Source organism: Rothia sp. P6271 (assembly GCF_048512995.1).
Lineage (GTDB): Bacteria > Actinomycetota > Actinomycetes > Actinomycetales > Micrococcaceae > Rothia.
Genome location: NZ_JBLXXV010000001.1, coordinates 135834 through 152440, shown reverse-complemented (window position 1 = coordinate 152440; position 16607 = coordinate 135834). Strand labels below are relative to the sequence as shown.

The following is a 16607-nucleotide window of genomic DNA, read 5'->3' as shown; positions in this document are numbered from 1 at the left end:
TAAACAGTATCGAAAGAGCTTTCATTCGTGAACGAACAATCAGCTACCCCTCAGCCGGCTCAATCTTGGGAATCTGCCGGTAGTAGCGCCTTAGGAACCTCTGCACCCTCAGTGAGTGAACAACTTGAGAACGTCGTAGAGATTCTCGACTATGAAAAAGGGTTAGAAACGTGGAACCGCCAAATGGACCTTTACACCGGTCCAGATGCACTCCTTGACTTTAACCAGATTGATTATGTCCATATTGATATCACTGACGCAAACCCTTCAGGGTTGGCTCAGCTGATGATGGGACGTAAAACACGGCTTTCTACTATTATTCGCGATAAAAGTAAACGTGAATCTGCTATGCGTGCAGCTCAAGCTCTACGCAGTAAAATCTTTGAATTAGAAAACCAGCATGGTCTTTCTGCAGGGTATTTTGCTGCAGGTACTGCTTCATGGCTTTCCCGAGATGTTCACCATGGGCAAGGGGCCCCTGAAAAACGTTTTATTGCACCGGTTCTTTTGACACCCATTGTTATCACTCCTCACCCAACAAGCGAAGACTTTGAAATTCGTTTATCGGGAACTGCAAAATTGAACCCTGCTATGGTGCGTCAAATCTATAAAGAGTACAGCATTGATCTTGGCTCTATGGATGTTGCGCAATTAGCAAACTCTATGTCAAAACTTGACCCAGAACCTGTGATTGACCGGATGCGTACAAGCACCGGTCACGTACCAGGAATGTTAATTGAGTCAAAATACCTGATTTCTACGTTTGCTGATATTAAAGAAAATGCGGCTGAACTTCCAGAAAATTCCTTTACTCCTCTCGTCCGCAAACTTGCAAAACTTGCATTAGAACCTGAAGACACTACTCACCCAGAAGTTTTTGTTAATAACGCGGCAGCCCCTGTCGATCAAAGAGCCCCTCATAGCGAAATGTTGGCCTTTGACGCTGATGCTTCAGCTCAAGAAATCATTGACCTAGCACGTTCTGGGCACTCTTTGGTCGTAACAGCACCATCTGGTACCGAGCCGCTACAAATGGCAACTAATATCGCTACGACCCTCATTCACGATGGAAAATCTGTATTAGTGGTAGGGGAGCGTAGCTCAACCGTTGAAAATTTTGCCTCACTTCTGAAAAATATTGGCCTTGACCAATTCACTTTTGACCTTTTGAAGGAACATTCCTCAGAAGAGTTGAGAGAACTTCTGGTGCAAGCCATCATTCGTAATGAAAATGCAGCCTGCCCAAACATGAGCGACGTGTATGAGCGGTTAGTTTCGTCTCGAGATCAGCTTATCTCTCATACAAACTCTCTCAAATTTACGGAATCGCGTTGGGGATGTTCAGTATATGATGCTTTACAGACTCTTGCTGCTTTAACGGCTCAAGACCCCGCCCCTACGACGACAGTTCGTTTTAACCGTCACGTCATGGACGCGCTTTCACACCGCGCTAAAATCACTGAGAAAATAGAACGTTTTGCCCAGTTACGTGCATTCCGTCCTTCTACATTGCTGTCTTCATGGCATCGGGCGAAACTTTACGACCAAGAAGAATGTAAAGCGGTACACCGCCTCGTACAATCTTTGATAACTTCCTTGCAATCAATGCACGCAAAGATGAGCCAGCTCAGTGAGCAAACTGGTCTCCGCATGGGCCAAAGCTACTACGAATGGGAAGCACAACTTCAGCTCCTTGAACGTATTCGACAGACTCTCACAAAATTCCGTGTAGACGTTTACGACCGACCCGTAACTGATCTTATTGCTGCCACCGCAAGTAGCGCGTGGCGTCGTGAACACGGTATAGAAATGAGCAGTATTCAGCGTTCTCGGCTTCGTAAAGCAGCGAAAGAATATATTCTTCCGGGTGTTCATATCAATGACCTACATGAGAACCTTCTCATTGTTCAGCAGGAAAGAGAAGAATGGATTGCACGCGCCGCTTCTCCACGCGAGCCACAAATTCCTGCAAACCTGACCCGTTTACAAGAACAACTCGCCGATCTCGCTCATGAATTTTCAGGTCTTGCGATTGTTCTAGAAGATCACCCTGACGGAAATGACTTTTTGAACACCCCATATAGTGTTCTCTTGGAACGGCTTAACCTGCTCAACGCGGATGAAGAATTGCTTTATACCTTACCTGAGCGTGAAGAGATTCGTCGTGAACTTTACGAACTCGGCCTAGAAGAATTTTTGGCGGACCTTCTCAAGCGTCAAGTTTCTGCAGAACATGTCAGCGCTGAACTTGAGCTTGCATGGTGGCAAAGTGCCCTTGAAAAGATGCTAGCCAGTGACGAGATTGAAATCCTTGATGGTGATAGCTTAAGAGCTCTTGAACAAGAATTTCGTGCCGCTGACCAAGCCCATATCGCAGCAACTCCAGCACGATTAGGTGCTTCTATCCGAGACACTTGGAATAACCGTATTGCTGCAGATGCTGAGGCTGCCGCGTACTTGAAGAGTCAGCTTCGAGGACATCACTTTGACTTTGACGCAGTTCTTAAACATTCTGGTGCGCTGGTACATGCTCTGTACCCATTATGGACCTCGAGCCCATTTGCGCTAACTCGTAGATTAGCTAATACGGTGCGTTTTGATGCGGTAATTCTTCTTGACGCAGAATCTACTCCGTTAGCAGCAAACCTTCCTGCAATCATTCGAACAGAACAGGTTATTGCTATTGGTGATCCCCACAGTGGTTTCCCAGCACCGTTCATGGTGTCCGCCGTGGCAAAAAACGCTCCCTTAGAGAAAAACCCTAAAATTGAGAGCACCTATAGCGCGCTTTCAAAGATTCTTCCGGCACGAACGTTAGCGCTTCTTTCTGAACGTACTGTAGACCCTGCAGTATTTAGATATCTGAACGAGAATTTTTATTCTGGTGTACTGAACTTCTACCCTTGGGGTGAAGAAATATCCGAGGATATTCCTGCTTTTATCGCCGAGTATATTGACGCTACCGGAAAAATTAGTGACAATTCCAACCTCGATTCGCCTGCCATTGAGGTTGATAGCGTCGCTAAACGGGTTCTTGAACACGCGTATAAAAACCCTAACCAGTCCTTGGCTGTAGTAACGGCCAGCACTCGTCATGCGCGTCGTATTGCAGAAGCGGTACGCTCTTTGTTAGCGCAGTATCCTCAGATGCTACCTTTCTTCAATAACGCCCAACATGGGGAACCTTTCCGTGTCGTAGATTTATCAAGAGCCTCAGGGCTTGAACGCGACGTTGTCATTTTCTCTCTCGGTACAGGTAAAGGTCATAACGGAGTTGTGAACCATAAACTTGGCCAACTCTCTGAAACTCATGGACGTGAATATTTCGTGTTGGGGATGACCCGTGCACGCCACTTGACACGCTTAATGTCGTGTGTATCTATCGAAGATCTCGACCCTTCATTACTTGAATACGGAGCATTAGACCTTTACAAGATGCTCAAAGAGCACGAAAACTGGCAGAAGATTCGTCATGAAGAGCAGACTGCGACGATTACCGATAGAATCCCTCAGAATGAGTTTCTCCGTAATGCCGATATTGAGGCGATTGATATGGGGGACTGGCTATTGAACGATATGGTGCGCCGTTTAGGAAACAGTGGTGTGCATCTACGCGAGCACGGAACGCAGGGAATCTCTTTGGTAGCGTATTCTGAGCATGAGTCGTTGATGGCAGGTTCTACGCCTAGCCCTCGTCGTCGTAAGAGTGGAAATTCTCAAGATCCTGTTGCTTTAAACTTCCCTCTTGCTGCTTGTTCTGATGGCTCTGATGAGTTTGCTCGCATGAGTGTTCGCGAAAGAACGCGTCTTTTGCCAGACCGTTTAGCTCGTACTGGCTGGAACTATATGACGTTATGGACTATTGAAGTCTTTTCAAAGCCCTATGCGGTTGCGGAACGAATGTTCCGGTATCTTGGTGTGGAAAGCGAATAAGTTTTATGTCAGAGCAGTATTCTTCTACTCCTAAAAAGCGGAGGGGGCATCGCCGCGTAGTCTCTGGTGATTCTTCTTGGGGTAAAGAACCCAAAATTATAGGTGTTCTTAGCTCGGATGAGGAATCTCGAAAAATCTCTTCTGAAGAAGATTCTCGAGCTCAGTGGCTGAAAGAGCAACGTCCTCCTCACCACGATTTTAGGTCGTCTATCTAAGATGTGGGGAGGGACAACACGATGTTAGTGTTGTCCCTCCCCACCTCTTATTTTAGGAGCTGCTTTTATCGTTGCTGTAGAAGCCTGAACCTTTGAAGACAACTCCGACTGTTCCATATTTTTTGCGTAGCTGGTCAGCATTGCATTGAGGGCAGGTCGTGAGTGGTTTGTCTGTGAACGACTGGTGTTCTTCAAAAAGATACTCGCAGTTTTTGCACTGGTATTGATAAACCGGCATGTAGTTCTCCTCCGATGAGTCTATGTGTCGTGGAATATTCTACTGTACGGATAATTCGCGGACACCATTTTCGGTAAGTACGTGAAGAAGCTTCGCATCCCATGGCTCTGCGGGGACGGAGGGGAGTACCTCCCAGGAATAAGTAATTCCATAGTTCTTATCAGGGGCTGGGTCGTCTGCTAGAAGCCTGTCATAGTATCCTCCGCCTTGACCGAGACGACGCCCATCTGTCCCTATAGCTAGTGCAGGGATGAGTCGTAGCTGTGCATCGTAGAAAGCCTGTGATGTTTGGTAGGGGGCTGCTGGCTCTGAGATGCCTAAAGAATTAGTGTGTAGGGTGCTTTGGGGTGTCCACGGCGCCCATAGGAGAGCTTTCTGTGGTGTTGTTATCGGGACAATAATAGTGTATCCGCGGTTATTTAGGGTTTTTAAACCTTGAAGTATAGGTGGTTCTGTAGGTAAAGGTAAAAAAGCTGCAATGATTGATTTTTGTGGTAAGGCCAAACTCTCTACGAGTTTATTGAGCTGGATATCTAATGCGTTTTGCGCGTCTTTTCGTGAGGAAAAAATACGACGTTGCTCTCTGATATTTGACCGGAGTGCTGCTTTATGCGCAGTTAAGTGCTGGTGTTGAAAAGACATATCGATGTTGTAAAAAAGAACAAGTGACAGAACATATCATCTCATGATTCAAGATATTCTTGTCCTCATTGTTAGGTGCGTGTGATGAAATAGTTTTATATGTTTTGTCGCCATTTTTTCTCTCGTCATTTTCTGCAAGAAGGGAAGGTCTTAGAGTATTGTTGTATTTATGACTGACCCAAAAAAAACTATCACAAAGGCAGTAATACCTGCAGCCGGTCTAGGCACTCGCTTCCTTCCCGCAACTAAAGCAACTCCTAAGGAGATGCTTCCTGTAGTAGACCGTCCTGCAATTCAATATGTTGTTGAAGAAGCTGTTAAAGCTGGACTCAACGATGTTTTGATGATTACAGGACGTAACAAACGAGCTTTAGAAGACCATTTTGATCGTGTTCCTACTCTTGAAGCTCAGCTCGCTGAACAAGGTAAAGACAGCTTGCTGAAAACTGTTCTTGATTCTAATGATCTCGGTGAGCTACATTATGTTCGCCAAGGAGATCCGAAAGGTCTAGGCCACGCAGTGTTGCGTGCTAAAGTCCATGTGGGAGATGAACCGTTTGCGGTACTCCTTGGTGATGACCTCATCGACGAAAAAGAAGACTTGCTTTCTGAAATGGTTCGAGTGCAACAGAAGACTGGGGGATCTGTTGTTGCGCTGATGGAGGTTCCACGCGAACAGATTTCTGCTTATGGTGCTGCTGCTATTGAGCACGTAGAAGGTGAAGATTTCTTCAAAGTTTCTGAGCTTGTTGAGAAACCTTCCGCCGAAGATGCACCCTCAAACTATGCTGTCATTGGTCGGTATGTTCTAAGCCCTAAGGTCTTTGAAGTTCTTGAGAACACTGCTCCCGGCCGTGGCAACGAAATTCAGCTTACTGATGCTCTGCAAACTCTTGCTGCAGATGAGTCTGAGGGCGTGTATGGTGTCGTTTTCAAAGGCCGTCGTTTCGATACTGGCGATAAGCTCAGCTACCTTAAAGCGAATGTTATTCTTGCCTCTGAACGTGAAGACCTCGGAGCAGATCTTCTTGAATGGCTGAAAGAGTTCGTTAAAAATCAATAAAAATACATTTTAGTGCTGTGGGGGGACGTGTAATACACGTCCCCCCACAGTTATATGACGTATCCTTAGTATCTACATGTAAAAGTTTAGAGCCATCATCTAGTGTGCAAAGCACACGATAACTGGCCTGTTGAGGTGAAGTAATGGAGCTTAGTGGTTTAGGTGCAACCAGTGCCTTAGTCATTCTTGCAGTACTGCTTATTTTTGCGGTGCCTCGTATGCTAAACAGAAAAGCTCTGACAACGATAATCTCTGCAGAACGTTATGCGCACGACGTATGTCTTGAAGAACAACTACCAGAATCCTCTAAAACTGCAGCTCCTGCACCGCGACATTCATCGCCTTACACACCAACGTATACTCTGCGCTATGGGCGTATCATCATTTTCATGATGGCTTTAGCTTTTTTCCTTTTCTCAGTAGGGGAAGCGATTTTCGCTCTCATGGGAGCAAAAACATGGCCTATTGCAGGAATATCATTCCTTGGAGCCCTCAGCTGTATCTCAACGTTGAGATTCTTGGCGCTACGAGATGCTAAAAAACGCAGAAAACAGCAGCTCTCATCTTCTTCCATGAATGCCTCTTCGATCATTTTGAAGAAGAAAAATCCTCCTGTTTCTTCTCCTGTAGAACGTCGTTCTGCTACATCAGAAGGACCAACCTCCTCACCATCATCGCGAAGAACAAAGCCTGTACCTCGTCAAAATCAGAAACCCAGCGTATATGCCGCAAAATCTTTACGTTACCTACGTACTCACGATACCTCGAAACGCCCTCAGTTAGAGGGGACTGCACGCGGGGCTTTTACTGATAAAGAAAAACTCGACCCACCTTTCGAATTGGCAGTTTCTTCGTGGGAACCAACACCAACACCTATTCCTACGTACCTGAAAGTTCCAGTTGTTGAACGACAACAACCTGAACCGCTCAAGAAACCTTCGTATCCTAGGAGCCAAACTCAAACTTTGATACAAGCTCAACGACTACGAGGCGCCACAGAGACTTTAGACGAGATTCTTAAACGACGTAGAGCCTAATATTTTGAGACAACACCCGCTATCATTTTGATAGTGGGTGTTGTCCGTTATCTCTAAGAAAATAACGGTGCTATTCCTCCTTTTTACCCCCTGACCCAGGAGCATAAAATCCGATGGCAACTCATCATTTAGAAGTAGAACGTAAATATGAGCTGACTGATCCCCAAGCAGATATTGCACCTATCGACTGGAACGTTCTTGAAAATCTTGAGGTCTCTGAAAATATCACCGAGCATCTAGAAGCAACCTATTTTGACACTCAAGACGCTGACTTGGGCCGTAATATGGTAGCTTTACGTCGACGTCTTGGCGGATACGATCAAGGCTGGCATATCAAATTTGATGACCGCGCCGGAGCTCGCCATGAAATTGGGTTTCCTCTATTGGCAGACCGCCAACGGATGCCTGCTGCCGTTCATAAGTTTGTTCGTGCTGTGACTTTAGGCGACGAACTCTATGAAACAGTCTCTTTGCTGACAGAACGTGAACGTACTGTACTGGTCGATGCTGAAGGAACTAAAGTTGCTGAAATCTGCAAAGACAAAGTCCGCGCACTAGATTTTTCGACGAACATTGAGCGTTCTTGGACAGAATGGGAAGTTGAACTATTAGATGCGGGACTAGTAAGCCCCGCAGATATTTTTACCGCCTGTGAAGTAATTTTCACCAATCTTGGTATTGCTCTTTCTCAATCTACTGCAAAGATTGCTCGTGCACTGGGTAAAGATGAATGTTTTGAAGCACGACGCCAAGGACTAGAAGGCTGTACCTCTGAGAAGAGCTCGACGCCGTCTCGCTCATCTAAAAAGAAATCTAAGAAAAAAACATCACGGCCGAAGAGCTCTCAGAAATTTTTGCGTCAGATTCTTCACTCTTTAACCTCAGACTTGATGATTTGGGAAATGAAGCTTCGTTCTGACGCCCCTGACGCGGTGCACGGTATGCGTAAGAGTGCTCGTCAAGTTGAAGCGATTTTGCGCTATGCAGTATTGCCCTATATCAGTGATGATACGTCTTGCCAAAAAGTTCAAGACGATATTCGTTATCTGAAGCATCTGATGGGAGGTCTTGCATCTGCGCGAGATATCGAGATTCTGACGACCTTCATGTGGTCTGTCGATACTCACCCAGGGCTTATTACGGAAACAGCTCGCCGTGAACTTGATGAGTACCTTAGCTCTGATAGCGAGGTTGCGTCAAAGGTGTTGATTCGTGTTCTTGATTCGCCAGAGTATCTACAGCTAAGAAAAGATTTAGTGTACTTGATGAATAACCTCAAACAACTGGTACAGCTTCCTGAAGATTCTGACGAATATACTCGTAAAGTTTCTCAGCACTTGCGTAAAGTACTCCGTACATATGTTGGTCAAGAATACCGTCATGTATGGAAGCCTTCAACTGAGGATGTAGCTTCTGATGAGCAGCGTGATACTTTATTGTTCAAGATTCGGCGTGCAGGTCAAGGAGCAAAATATTGTTTGGACGCTTTTGAATCTGCTGGGATGCCACTCAATACTTCTGAGCAAAAATTATGGCGTATTTGTGATGGCTTCTATGATTCTTTGTCGATTCTTTCTGATGAAAAAGTGATTGCAACGTGGTTAGAGGCTACGTTGCGTCGTGCTACTCGTCGTCAGAATGATCGTCTTGCTATCGGGTATTTGTTAGGTGGCTGTGATGCTCGTATTGTTCAGCTTCGTGCAAAGGAAATTTCTCGTATTCCCGAGTTGATGTTGGAGCTGAAGAAACTGAAGTTTAAGAAAAAGTCCTGATTTTTCTTCCTCCTATCGGAGGGGGGGGAGGTTCTTCACCCTGTGAGCCGTTGAAAAACTACCTGATGTGTATATTTTCTGGTGTTGTTTTCAACGGCTCATTTTTTGCATGTTAAGACAGTTAAAAAGAAGTGCCTAGTCAAGTATTTCTACTTGACTAGGCACTTGCATCACACACAGGAAGAAAAGTCTTCGAAACCATATTGTTGATTGCTTCCCACAAGCTCTCAACTATTTGGTAATAAAAATATAACCTAATTGAACAGTCTTTGGCTAGTCTTTTGAAGAAAAAATTTATATTACCTAAAAAAGAACAAAGGATACCCTAAGTTTTACGGGTAAAAAGCTCTCTCCGAACACCAAACTAGTGAGCTACTGAGAAAATCCTCATAGTCACATGATGTTCGAACGCGGTACCCTCAAAACCGGATAAACTATAGCCGTGGTTGAATGGATACAAAGCCTACAATGGCACTGGGCTCTGCTCTTCTTCTGGATCGTGGGGATTATTCGAACGAGCCTAGTCTTTATGCTCGGCTGGATTGCCTCTGCCGGCAGCGCTAAATTGGCACGTATCCGGTACCTGATGCAAACCCCGATGTACCTCCGTGCTCAGTACTTCATCAACCGTTGGGGAGTACTTGCCGTTCCCTTATGCTTCTTAACCCTTGGCTTTCAAACTGCCGTCATTCTCACCACGGGCTTTACCCGCATGCATTTGAAACGCTGGATCCCCGCCATGCTCATAGGAACTTTAATGTGGGCTTGTATCTATTCCACCGTTGGGATGGCTGTTATCTGGGCTTGGATTCAACAACCAACTGTTCTCATAACAGCAATCATTCTTTTGATAGCTCTCTCACTGTTCATTTATCTTGGTAAACGTACTCTTCATAACCGCTCAAGACATGCTAATTTGTAAGCTATGACAGCCCACACTAGCGAGAACCACACAGAAACTGGTTTATACGCTCATGAACAGCAGCTCGAACTGCTCGCTCACTTCAAAGACCAAGAACACCCTCTAGAACTTAAAGACGAAGGACAAGAACTTCGTATCGGGTACGTACCAGGAATTATGCCTGGCAAGTGGTTCTCTCGATGGCAAGAACGATACGGAAAACTCTGTCCTCTCAAAGAACTTGCGTTGAAGGAAGACGCTACACGGGCAAGCCTAGAAGGTGAGACTCCATTGGCTCATATGGTGTTGACACGCTTAGCGGCTCACCAAGAATCCTTTGAAAAAGACCAATTCCATGCCATCACTCTCTACCATGAAAAGAACGTGGTAGTTCTTCCTACCGATCATATTCTGACCCTGCTTGAAGAAATACCGATTGCAGAACTTGCGGAAGAAAGCCTTCTCCAACCGGCACATACTGTCCCTGAATGGGAAAAAATCTCTGCCCCTTATCGTCAGCAAACAGAACAAAAACTACCATTGATGAGAAACACCGCCGACGCGATTGAGCTCGTCGCAGCAGGCCTTGGACTTCTTATCGTCCCCATGAGTATTGCGCGTCTGCATCATCGTAAAGACCTCACATACCGTGTGATTCCGGACATCAAAGAAGTACCCGTACAACTCATCTGGAAACGTTACCACCGTGAAGAACACATCGAACAAATTATCCAAGACTTTGTGGGAATCACTCGTGGACGAAAAGAAAACTCTGCTCGCAGTAGCCAAAGCGTAGTCGCTCAAGCAGAACAAAAACGACGTGAAAAAGCACGAGAAAAACATAAAAAACGTGTAGCAAACGCTAAACGAGAACAACAAGACCGTAAAAAACGACGCCAACGACGCCGATAACAGCAAACCTGCGGATATGAGCGTATAAGGCTCCGTACCGTGTGGATACCATAAAATGGTGGGGTTGAGCAGAAACGATGATCTGTCCAACCCCACCAGCATTTTAGAACAATCTAAAAATAAGAGTCACGCTACTTCTGCGCGGAATTCTCAACAACAGGCGGAACCTGTACCGAGGAGGAACCACTATGGACTATCGAATGCTGAGGTAGAGGAATTTGCGCACCATACTCATCAAGAGCCTTCTTCAACTCAAGACGCAAAAGACGCCCCACCCGCCATTGTTCACCAGGTGCTGTTTTCATGGAAAAACGTAAAGTCAAAGCCTCACCGCTGAGAGACTCCACACCCAAAAATTGAAGATCGCCAAGAATACTTTCAGCAACATCAGATGAAGATAAGGCAGTGTGCACCTGAGAAAGGAGGAAAGTACTTAACCTCTCAACATCGGCGGCATACGGAACTGGAATATCAATATTTGTTTGAGCCCATCCCTGAGAGGAATTGCCAACCCGAAGAATCTCGCCATTGCGAACATGCCACAGCACACCGCTAGTATCACGGACAGAGGTGACACGTAAACCCACCGATTCTACGGTGCCAGAGGCTTCGCCTAAATCAACCCAATCACCAATTCCGAGCTGGTCTTCAGCAACTATAAAAATACCGGATAAATAATCCTTGACTAAAGACTGCGCGCCAAAAGATAAAGCCACACCGACCACACCGGCAGAAGCAATGACTGGCGCAATATTAAAACCTAACTCAGCAATAATCATCACTAATGCAACAGCAGATATCACGATAGAAGAGACCGAACGTAATACCGAACCAACTGTTTGGGCGCGCTGACGCTGACGAGAACGAACAATAGAATCGTCTTCCTCCCACCGTAACGTTGGAAGAGAAACCTTCATATTCTTATCCTGCTCCGTACGTATTACCCTCATGCGAGTGCCTCGAGCAAGAGACTGCGTCAGCTGACGAATTAACAGTTCAACAATGCTACGAAGGACAATAGCAAAAATAATAATGAACAAAATTCGTAAAGGATGCCCAAGCCAAAAGTCTACAGAGCGTATGGAATCCCACCACCCTAAAGAAAATAACCGTGTACTAAACATCATCACATCACTTCTCTCATGATTTAGGAACGTCAATCGTCTCTTCTCTACCCTAACGGAGGAAGAAACGACGAAAAAATGTCTTGTCACACAACGAACCAGATATGATAGAAACTATGCCTATCGTCATGGAAACCCGACCTGCAGCGTACGCTGTCATCATTGAACAAGGAAAAATTCTGCTGACCAGATTCCTTCCCACGCATGCACCTGAACGTGCCGCTTGGACACTTCCCGGCGGGGGAATGGAACCACCCGAACAACCTGAGCACACCGTAAAACGAGAAGTCTTTGAAGAAACCGGGTATCTTATTAAAACTGACGGGCTACTAGGCTTACATGCTTTACACCTTCCCCTAGAAAAACATCAAAAAATGCCTTTTTGTGCGCTAAGAATGGTCTATCGTGCGCATATTATCGCGGGGAAACTCACTCACGAAACCGACGGAAGTAGTGACCAAGCTCGCTGGATACCCATCGAAGAACTAGAAAATATTCCCAAGCTCTCCCTCCTCGAAGACGTCGCTCGTATGATGGGATACCGTAACATCACTGATTGGGTACAGCAACAGCTCAGCAACCAACTAACGGATGAAAGGAACACCGCACATGAAAGCTAAAGCCCCGTGGCTAGGAATGCTCGCCACCTGCGCTATTGCGCTCAGCGGCTGTTCGCCTTCGACAACAATTACCGTAGACCCCTCGGCGCCGACCTACGGAACAATTCGTATTTCGACTGGAATCTCAGAAGAAACTGCGCTCATCGCCACCATATATTCTCAGGCGTTACAAGAAGCTGGGTACACGACCGAACTCGTCGACACCGGAAAAGATAGAGCCGGATACCTCAAAGCAATGGAAGCGGCGCAGGCCCCAAGCCCGTCACAACCAGCCAACGAAGACAGCCCCTATAACGACCCTACCACCGTAGACATCACGCCTGACTACTCAGGAAACTTGTTGCTCTACCTCACGAACGATGGAAAGTTTAGCCCCGCATATATCCAGCAAGAACGCCGAAAAATAGCGGAAGAAAATCCTAACGCAATGTACACCTACGGGTGGGGCGAAAATGATCAAGCAGCCGGCGAAGAATCTGTCCCTACAACACAAGGATACGACCCGAACCTCGACCAGCTCACACCACATAACAACGAGGCCTCTGCTCAAAAAACGCCCACTCCAACATCAACCCCTACTGGTTTCAACGTTCAAGGGCTAAGCGATAACGAAATTATCAACGCTATCAAACAAGTTCTACCAGATGGGCTGAGCACCCTCAAACCTGCGTCAGCTCAGAACCGAGACACCTTAGCGGTTACCAAAGCAACCGCCGCAAAATACCAGCTCAGCTCCCTCTCGGATATTGGTCAATACTGTAAAGACCTCACCCTTGGGGCGCCAGAAAGCTTTAAACATCGCTCCTATGGTCTTCAAGCGCTAGAACGCTACTACCACTGCGTTCCTAAAAACTTCCAACCCGTTAACAGCCAAGCAAAACTTTCAGAAGAACTCGCTGCAGATCATATACAGATTGCAGACATCTTCTCCGCCTCAGCAACGATTGAAGATAACGCCTACACGATTTTAGAAGACCCTGCTGGTATCTTTATCTCACAACAGATAGTTCCTATTGTTAGAGCAGAAGAACTACCTCAAAGCGCACGAGAAGCAATTGATTCAGTGTCATCTCGACTTAGCTCCACAGATCTCACAGAATTCAACCGGCTCACCTCTGGTCAAGGCGCAATCAGCAACGAAGATGTTGCAAAATTCTGGTTAAAAACATCAAGAGAGTAATCTAAGCAACATGAAAACTTATCAGCAATCTCAAAAACTCAATAACGTTCTATACGACATTCGAGGCCCCCTCCTCGAAGAAGCAACGGCGATGGAAGCTGAAGGGCATCGAATCCTCAAACTCAACATCGGCAACCCCGCACCGTTCGGATTCGAAGCGCCTGACGCTATTATGCGCGATATCATCCAGCACTTACCAGTTACCCAAGGATACTCTGACTCACGAGGTCTCTACTCAGCACGAACCGCTATCGTACAGTATTACCAGAATGAAGGAATCCTCAACCTAGACCCTGACGATGTCTACCTCGGCAATGGGGTCTCAGAACTCATTCCGATGACGTTACAAGCACTTTGTAATGATGGAGACGAAATTCTTATTCCTTCACCGGACTACCCACTTTGGACAGCGTCAACTGCGTTAGCGGGGGGAATTCCTAGACATTACCTCTGCGATGAAAACAACGGGTGGGAACCAGATATTGAAGATATCCGCTCAAAAATTACTGAGAAAACTCGCGGTATCGTTATTATTAACCCGAATAACCCTACCGGCGCGGTCTACTCCGAAAATGTTTTATCTCAAATTGTTGGTCTTGCCAGAGAACACGGACTGGTCATATTTGCTGATGAAATCTATGAAAAAATTATCTACGATGACGCACGCATGATACACCTTGCATCATTGACTAAAGACGATGTCCTTTGTTTGACGTTCTCCGGCTTATCAAAAGCCTATCGCGTAGCGGGGTATCGTTCTGGGTGGGTTGCGATTACCGGACCTAAATGGGCGGCTGAAAGCTATCTTGAAGGTATTAAACTTTTGGCTTCAATGCGTCTATGCGCTAATGTTCCTGCACAGCATGCTGTGCAAACAGCATTAGGTGGCTACCAATCTATTAATGATTTGATACTTCCAGGTGGCAGAATCAAAGAACAACGTGACCTCTCATACCGTCTGCTCAACGATATAGATGGGGTGAGCTGTCAACCTGCTCAAGGCGCTCTCTATCTATTCCCCAAACTAGATATCGAGAAATTCAATATTTCTAATGACGAAAAATTTGCTCTTGACCTGCTTAAAGAGTCAAAGATTCTTATTAGTCAGGGAACAGCTTTTAACTGGTCTAAACCAGATCATTTCCGTTTAGTGTTCTTACCTGATACGCAAACACTAGCAACAGCGTTGGAGAAACTCGGAAACTTCTTAGCAGATTACCGACAGTAGAAAATACTAGGTAAGAGAACTATCAGGTGGTGGGGTGCAGAACGTTAGGCTCTGTACCCCACCACCTGATTTTTATGTCCCAAAGTGCGCTGATTTATGATTCGGAAGAACTCTGTTCTAAGCGTTCTTGTCGTGCAGCGTTAAGGCGTTGATGTGCTCCGTCTAACCATGCCTCACAACGGTTTGCAAGCTCTTCTCCTCGCTCCCATAGCGCAACAATTTCTTCAAGGCTAGAAGTTCCAGATTCCATCGCCGTCACGACGTTCATTAACTCTGAACGAGCCTGCTCATACGAAAGGTCTTCTACCGGGACGTTGGAAATAGATGATGTAAATGTAATATTTTCTGAAGACTTAGAGGTCATGATGTTCTCCTTCGAGAGAGTCAAAATATGGGAGTTTTATCGGCTAATTATTTTTTGAGTTAGCGTCGTTGAGAATACGTGACTGGACAGAACCTTGTGCAAAGCGAAGGGTGACGATATCCGCCTCGTGTAGCTCTTGTGCGCTGGTTACAAGTTTCCCCGAAGAGTCTTGAACCAAAGCGTATCCACGTTCAAGCGTCTGCTGTGGAGATAACGCTTGAACACGTGAACGCAATTGTGAAAGAACCTCACGCGAACGTAATAACAGCGAATGAGCTGTTGTAAAACTCCGATTACGTAGGTGCTGTAGTTCCTCCTCATAACGTAGAAGAGTGGTTTGGGGAGATACTAAAACGGGGCGTGAACGCACCTGCGCCAGATGATATTTTTCTGTCTCAATCTTTTGGTACGCCATCCGCATTAACGACGCTTGAAGCTGCGTGATATAGAGACATTCTTGAGCCATATCAGGAACAATACGTTTTGCGGCATCCGTCGGTGTAGATGCACGAAGGTCAGCGACTTCATCAAGAATAGGGTTATCTGCTTCATGCCCGATAGCGGAGACAACTGGTGTTTGTGCCCGATAGACGGCTCGAATCAGAGCCTCTTCAGAAAACGGTAAGAGGTCTTCCATCGCGCCACCACCACGAGCAATGACGATCACATCCACCTCTTCTAAAGTGTCAAGTTCTTCAAGCGCTTGTGTGACTTGGCGTAGCGCTTGAGCCCCTTGTACCGCGACTTCTCGTATCTCGAATTGTACTGCCGGCCACCGCAAACGAGCATTACGTATCACGTCTTTGCAAGCGTCAGAGTCTCGTCCCGTAATGAGACCAACACGTTGAGGCAGAAAAGGTAGTGGCTTTTTATGTGCAGGGTCGAAAAGACCTTCTTCCGCTAATGACTTTCGCAGATTTTCTAATTGCTCAAGAAGCGTTCCTCTGCCCACTGTGCGAATATCACTAGCGCGCATGGACAGGCGCCCTGTCTTCTCCCAGAAGCTAGGCTCTAAACGAACGACTACTCGCTGTCCGTGCTTGAGCGGTGAAGATAACCCTGTAAGTACTGAAGAATACAACAATACTGGAATAGATTTTTCCTGTTCCACATCGCGTAAGGTCAAATAGGTGACTCGACCACGGGGGTTCAATTCGATGATTTGCCCTTCAACCCAGGTTGCAGGGCACCGATGAATATAGCCGGCAAGTTTTTGGGAATAATGATGTACCGGCCAAGGGTTATACTCATCAGTTTGAGCGCCATATTCTGGAAGTGGGCGGTTCTTCGTACGTTCCTCAGCAGCCGGAATCAGCTGCGGAGTTAAAGAAATATCCATATAGGTAGTCTCCCACGAGTTGAGAGCCTTCTTCTACTC

15 protein-coding genes are annotated in these 16607 nt (G+C 46.2%); 10 read left to right on the top strand and 5 right to left on the bottom strand.

The features are described 5' to 3' along the window. The first annotated feature begins 27 nt into the window (after window positions 1–27). Together ACN08X_RS00670 and ACN08X_RS00665 are read left to right on the top strand one after the other, a co-directional pair. Window positions 28–3933: a DNA helicase gene (locus ACN08X_RS00670; RefSeq protein WP_419107628.1), complete on the top strand. Its 3906-nt coding sequence runs from the start codon at window positions 28–30 to the stop codon at window positions 3931–3933. 5 nt (window positions 3934–3938) lie between these two features. Then, window positions 3939–4148, top strand: a complete 210-nt coding sequence (locus tag ACN08X_RS00665; RefSeq protein WP_419105591.1) for a hypothetical protein — start codon at window positions 3939–3941, stop codon at window positions 4146–4148. 52 nt (window positions 4149–4200) lie between these two features. Here ACN08X_RS00665 and ACN08X_RS00660 read toward each other — a convergent pair whose 3' ends face one another. Together ACN08X_RS00660 and ACN08X_RS00655 are read right to left on the bottom strand one after the other, a co-directional pair. After that, a complete protein-coding gene (locus ACN08X_RS00660; protein WP_419100805.1) occupies window positions 4201–4386 on the bottom strand; it encodes an FmdB family zinc ribbon protein in 186 nt (61 codons plus the stop codon). 39 nt (window positions 4387–4425) lie between these two features. Beyond that, on the bottom strand, window positions 4426–5028 hold the full coding sequence (locus ACN08X_RS00655) for a 5-formyltetrahydrofolate cyclo-ligase (RefSeq protein ID WP_419107627.1): 603 nt from the start codon (window positions 5026–5028) through the stop codon (window positions 4426–4428). Between the two features lie 169 nt (window positions 5029–5197). Here ACN08X_RS00655 and galU point away from each other — a divergent pair, with 169 nt between their 5' ends. From galU to ACN08X_RS00630, 5 genes are all read left to right on the top strand, one after another. Continuing rightward, complete coding sequence (gene galU / locus ACN08X_RS00650) at window positions 5198–6091, top strand: UTP--glucose-1-phosphate uridylyltransferase GalU (RefSeq protein ID WP_419100803.1); 894 nt, start codon at window positions 5198–5200, stop codon at window positions 6089–6091. A 143-nt stretch (window positions 6092–6234) separates the two neighbouring features. Next, complete coding sequence (locus tag ACN08X_RS00645) at window positions 6235–7128, top strand: hypothetical protein (protein ID WP_419107626.1); 894 nt, start codon at window positions 6235–6237, stop codon at window positions 7126–7128. A gap of 113 nt (window positions 7129–7241) precedes the next feature. After that, window positions 7242–8900, top strand: coding sequence for a CYTH domain-containing protein (locus ACN08X_RS00640; protein ID WP_419107625.1), 1659 nt, complete (start codon window positions 7242–7244; stop codon window positions 8898–8900). A 442-nt stretch (window positions 8901–9342) separates the two neighbouring features. Further along, window positions 9343–9822 (top strand): DedA family protein, encoded by a 480-nt coding sequence (locus tag ACN08X_RS00635; RefSeq protein WP_419107624.1) that lies wholly within the window; start codon window positions 9343–9345, stop codon window positions 9820–9822. Between the two features lie 3 nt (window positions 9823–9825). Next, window positions 9826–10713, top strand: a complete 888-nt coding sequence (locus ACN08X_RS00630) for a LysR family transcriptional regulator substrate-binding protein (protein ID WP_419107623.1) — start codon at window positions 9826–9828, stop codon at window positions 10711–10713. Window positions 10714–10844: 131 nt separating this feature from the next. On the opposite strand, the gene ACN08X_RS00625 is transcribed toward ACN08X_RS00630, so the two are convergent. Continuing rightward, window positions 10845–11840, bottom strand: coding sequence for a mechanosensitive ion channel family protein (locus ACN08X_RS00625; RefSeq protein WP_419100798.1), 996 nt, complete (start codon window positions 11838–11840; stop codon window positions 10845–10847). Between the two features lie 101 nt (window positions 11841–11941). On the opposite strand from ACN08X_RS00625, the gene ACN08X_RS00620 reads away from it, so the two are divergent. From ACN08X_RS00620 to ACN08X_RS00610, 3 genes are read left to right on the top strand one after another with little or no spacing between them, the layout of a single operon-like run. After that, window positions 11942–12457 carry an NUDIX hydrolase gene (locus ACN08X_RS00620; RefSeq protein ID WP_419107622.1) on the top strand — a complete coding sequence of 172 codons (516 nt, stop codon included), beginning with the start codon at window positions 11942–11944 and terminating at the stop codon, window positions 12455–12457. Further along, complete coding sequence (locus ACN08X_RS00615; RefSeq protein WP_419100796.1) at window positions 12447–13637, top strand: glycine betaine ABC transporter substrate-binding protein; 1191 nt, start codon at window positions 12447–12449, stop codon at window positions 13635–13637. The genes ACN08X_RS00620 and ACN08X_RS00615 overlap by 11 nt, the downstream gene beginning before the upstream one ends. Window positions 13638–13647: 10 nt before the next feature. Then, on the top strand, window positions 13648–14865 hold the full coding sequence (locus tag ACN08X_RS00610; protein ID WP_419107621.1) for a pyridoxal phosphate-dependent aminotransferase: 1218 nt from the start codon (window positions 13648–13650) through the stop codon (window positions 14863–14865). 94 nt (window positions 14866–14959) lie between these two features. Here the strand turns inward: ACN08X_RS00610 and ACN08X_RS00605 are convergent, their stop codons facing one another. Next, entirely contained in the window at window positions 14960–15229 is a 270-nt protein-coding gene (locus tag ACN08X_RS00605) for an exodeoxyribonuclease VII small subunit (protein ID WP_419107620.1), read from the bottom strand. 43 nt (window positions 15230–15272) lie between these two features. After that, the gene (gene xseA / locus ACN08X_RS00600) at window positions 15273–16568 is read right to left on the bottom strand and encodes an exodeoxyribonuclease VII large subunit (protein WP_419107619.1); all 1296 of its coding nucleotides are present in this window, start codon (window positions 16566–16568) and stop codon (window positions 15273–15275) included. Window positions 16569–16607: the final 39 nt, after the last annotated feature.

What these genes read in the sequence shown, in the direction of transcription:
- ACN08X_RS00665 (WP_419105591.1), top strand. Translation starts at nt 3,939, where the DNA reads ATGTCAGAGCAGTATTCTTCTACTCCTAAAAAGCGGAGGGGGCATCGC.
- ACN08X_RS00660 (WP_419100805.1), bottom strand. Translation starts at nt 4,386, where the DNA reads ATGCCGGTTTATCAATACCAGTGCAAAAACTGCGAGTATCTTTTTGAA.
- ACN08X_RS00655 (WP_419107627.1), bottom strand. Translation starts at nt 5,028, where the DNA reads ATGTCTTTTCAACACCAGCACTTAACTGCGCATAAAGCAGCACTCCGG.
- galU (WP_419100803.1), top strand. Translation starts at nt 5,198, where the DNA reads ATGACTGACCCAAAAAAAACTATCACAAAGGCAGTAATACCTGCAGCC.
- ACN08X_RS00645 (WP_419107626.1), top strand. Translation starts at nt 6,235, where the DNA reads ATGGAGCTTAGTGGTTTAGGTGCAACCAGTGCCTTAGTCATTCTTGCA.
- ACN08X_RS00640 (WP_419107625.1), top strand. Translation starts at nt 7,242, where the DNA reads ATGGCAACTCATCATTTAGAAGTAGAACGTAAATATGAGCTGACTGAT.
- ACN08X_RS00630 (WP_419107623.1), top strand. Translation starts at nt 9,826, where the DNA reads ATGACAGCCCACACTAGCGAGAACCACACAGAAACTGGTTTATACGCT.
- ACN08X_RS00625 (WP_419100798.1), bottom strand. Translation starts at nt 11,840, where the DNA reads ATGATGTTTAGTACACGGTTATTTTCTTTAGGGTGGTGGGATTCCATA.
- ACN08X_RS00620 (WP_419107622.1), top strand. Translation starts at nt 11,942, where the DNA reads ATGATAGAAACTATGCCTATCGTCATGGAAACCCGACCTGCAGCGTAC.
- ACN08X_RS00615 (WP_419100796.1), top strand. Translation starts at nt 12,447, where the DNA reads ATGAAAGCTAAAGCCCCGTGGCTAGGAATGCTCGCCACCTGCGCTATT.
- ACN08X_RS00610 (WP_419107621.1), top strand. Translation starts at nt 13,648, where the DNA reads ATGAAAACTTATCAGCAATCTCAAAAACTCAATAACGTTCTATACGAC.
- ACN08X_RS00605 (WP_419107620.1), bottom strand. Translation starts at nt 15,229, where the DNA reads ATGACCTCTAAGTCTTCAGAAAATATTACATTTACATCATCTATTTCC.
- xseA (WP_419107619.1), bottom strand. Translation starts at nt 16,568, where the DNA reads ATGGATATTTCTTTAACTCCGCAGCTGATTCCGGCTGCTGAGGAACGT.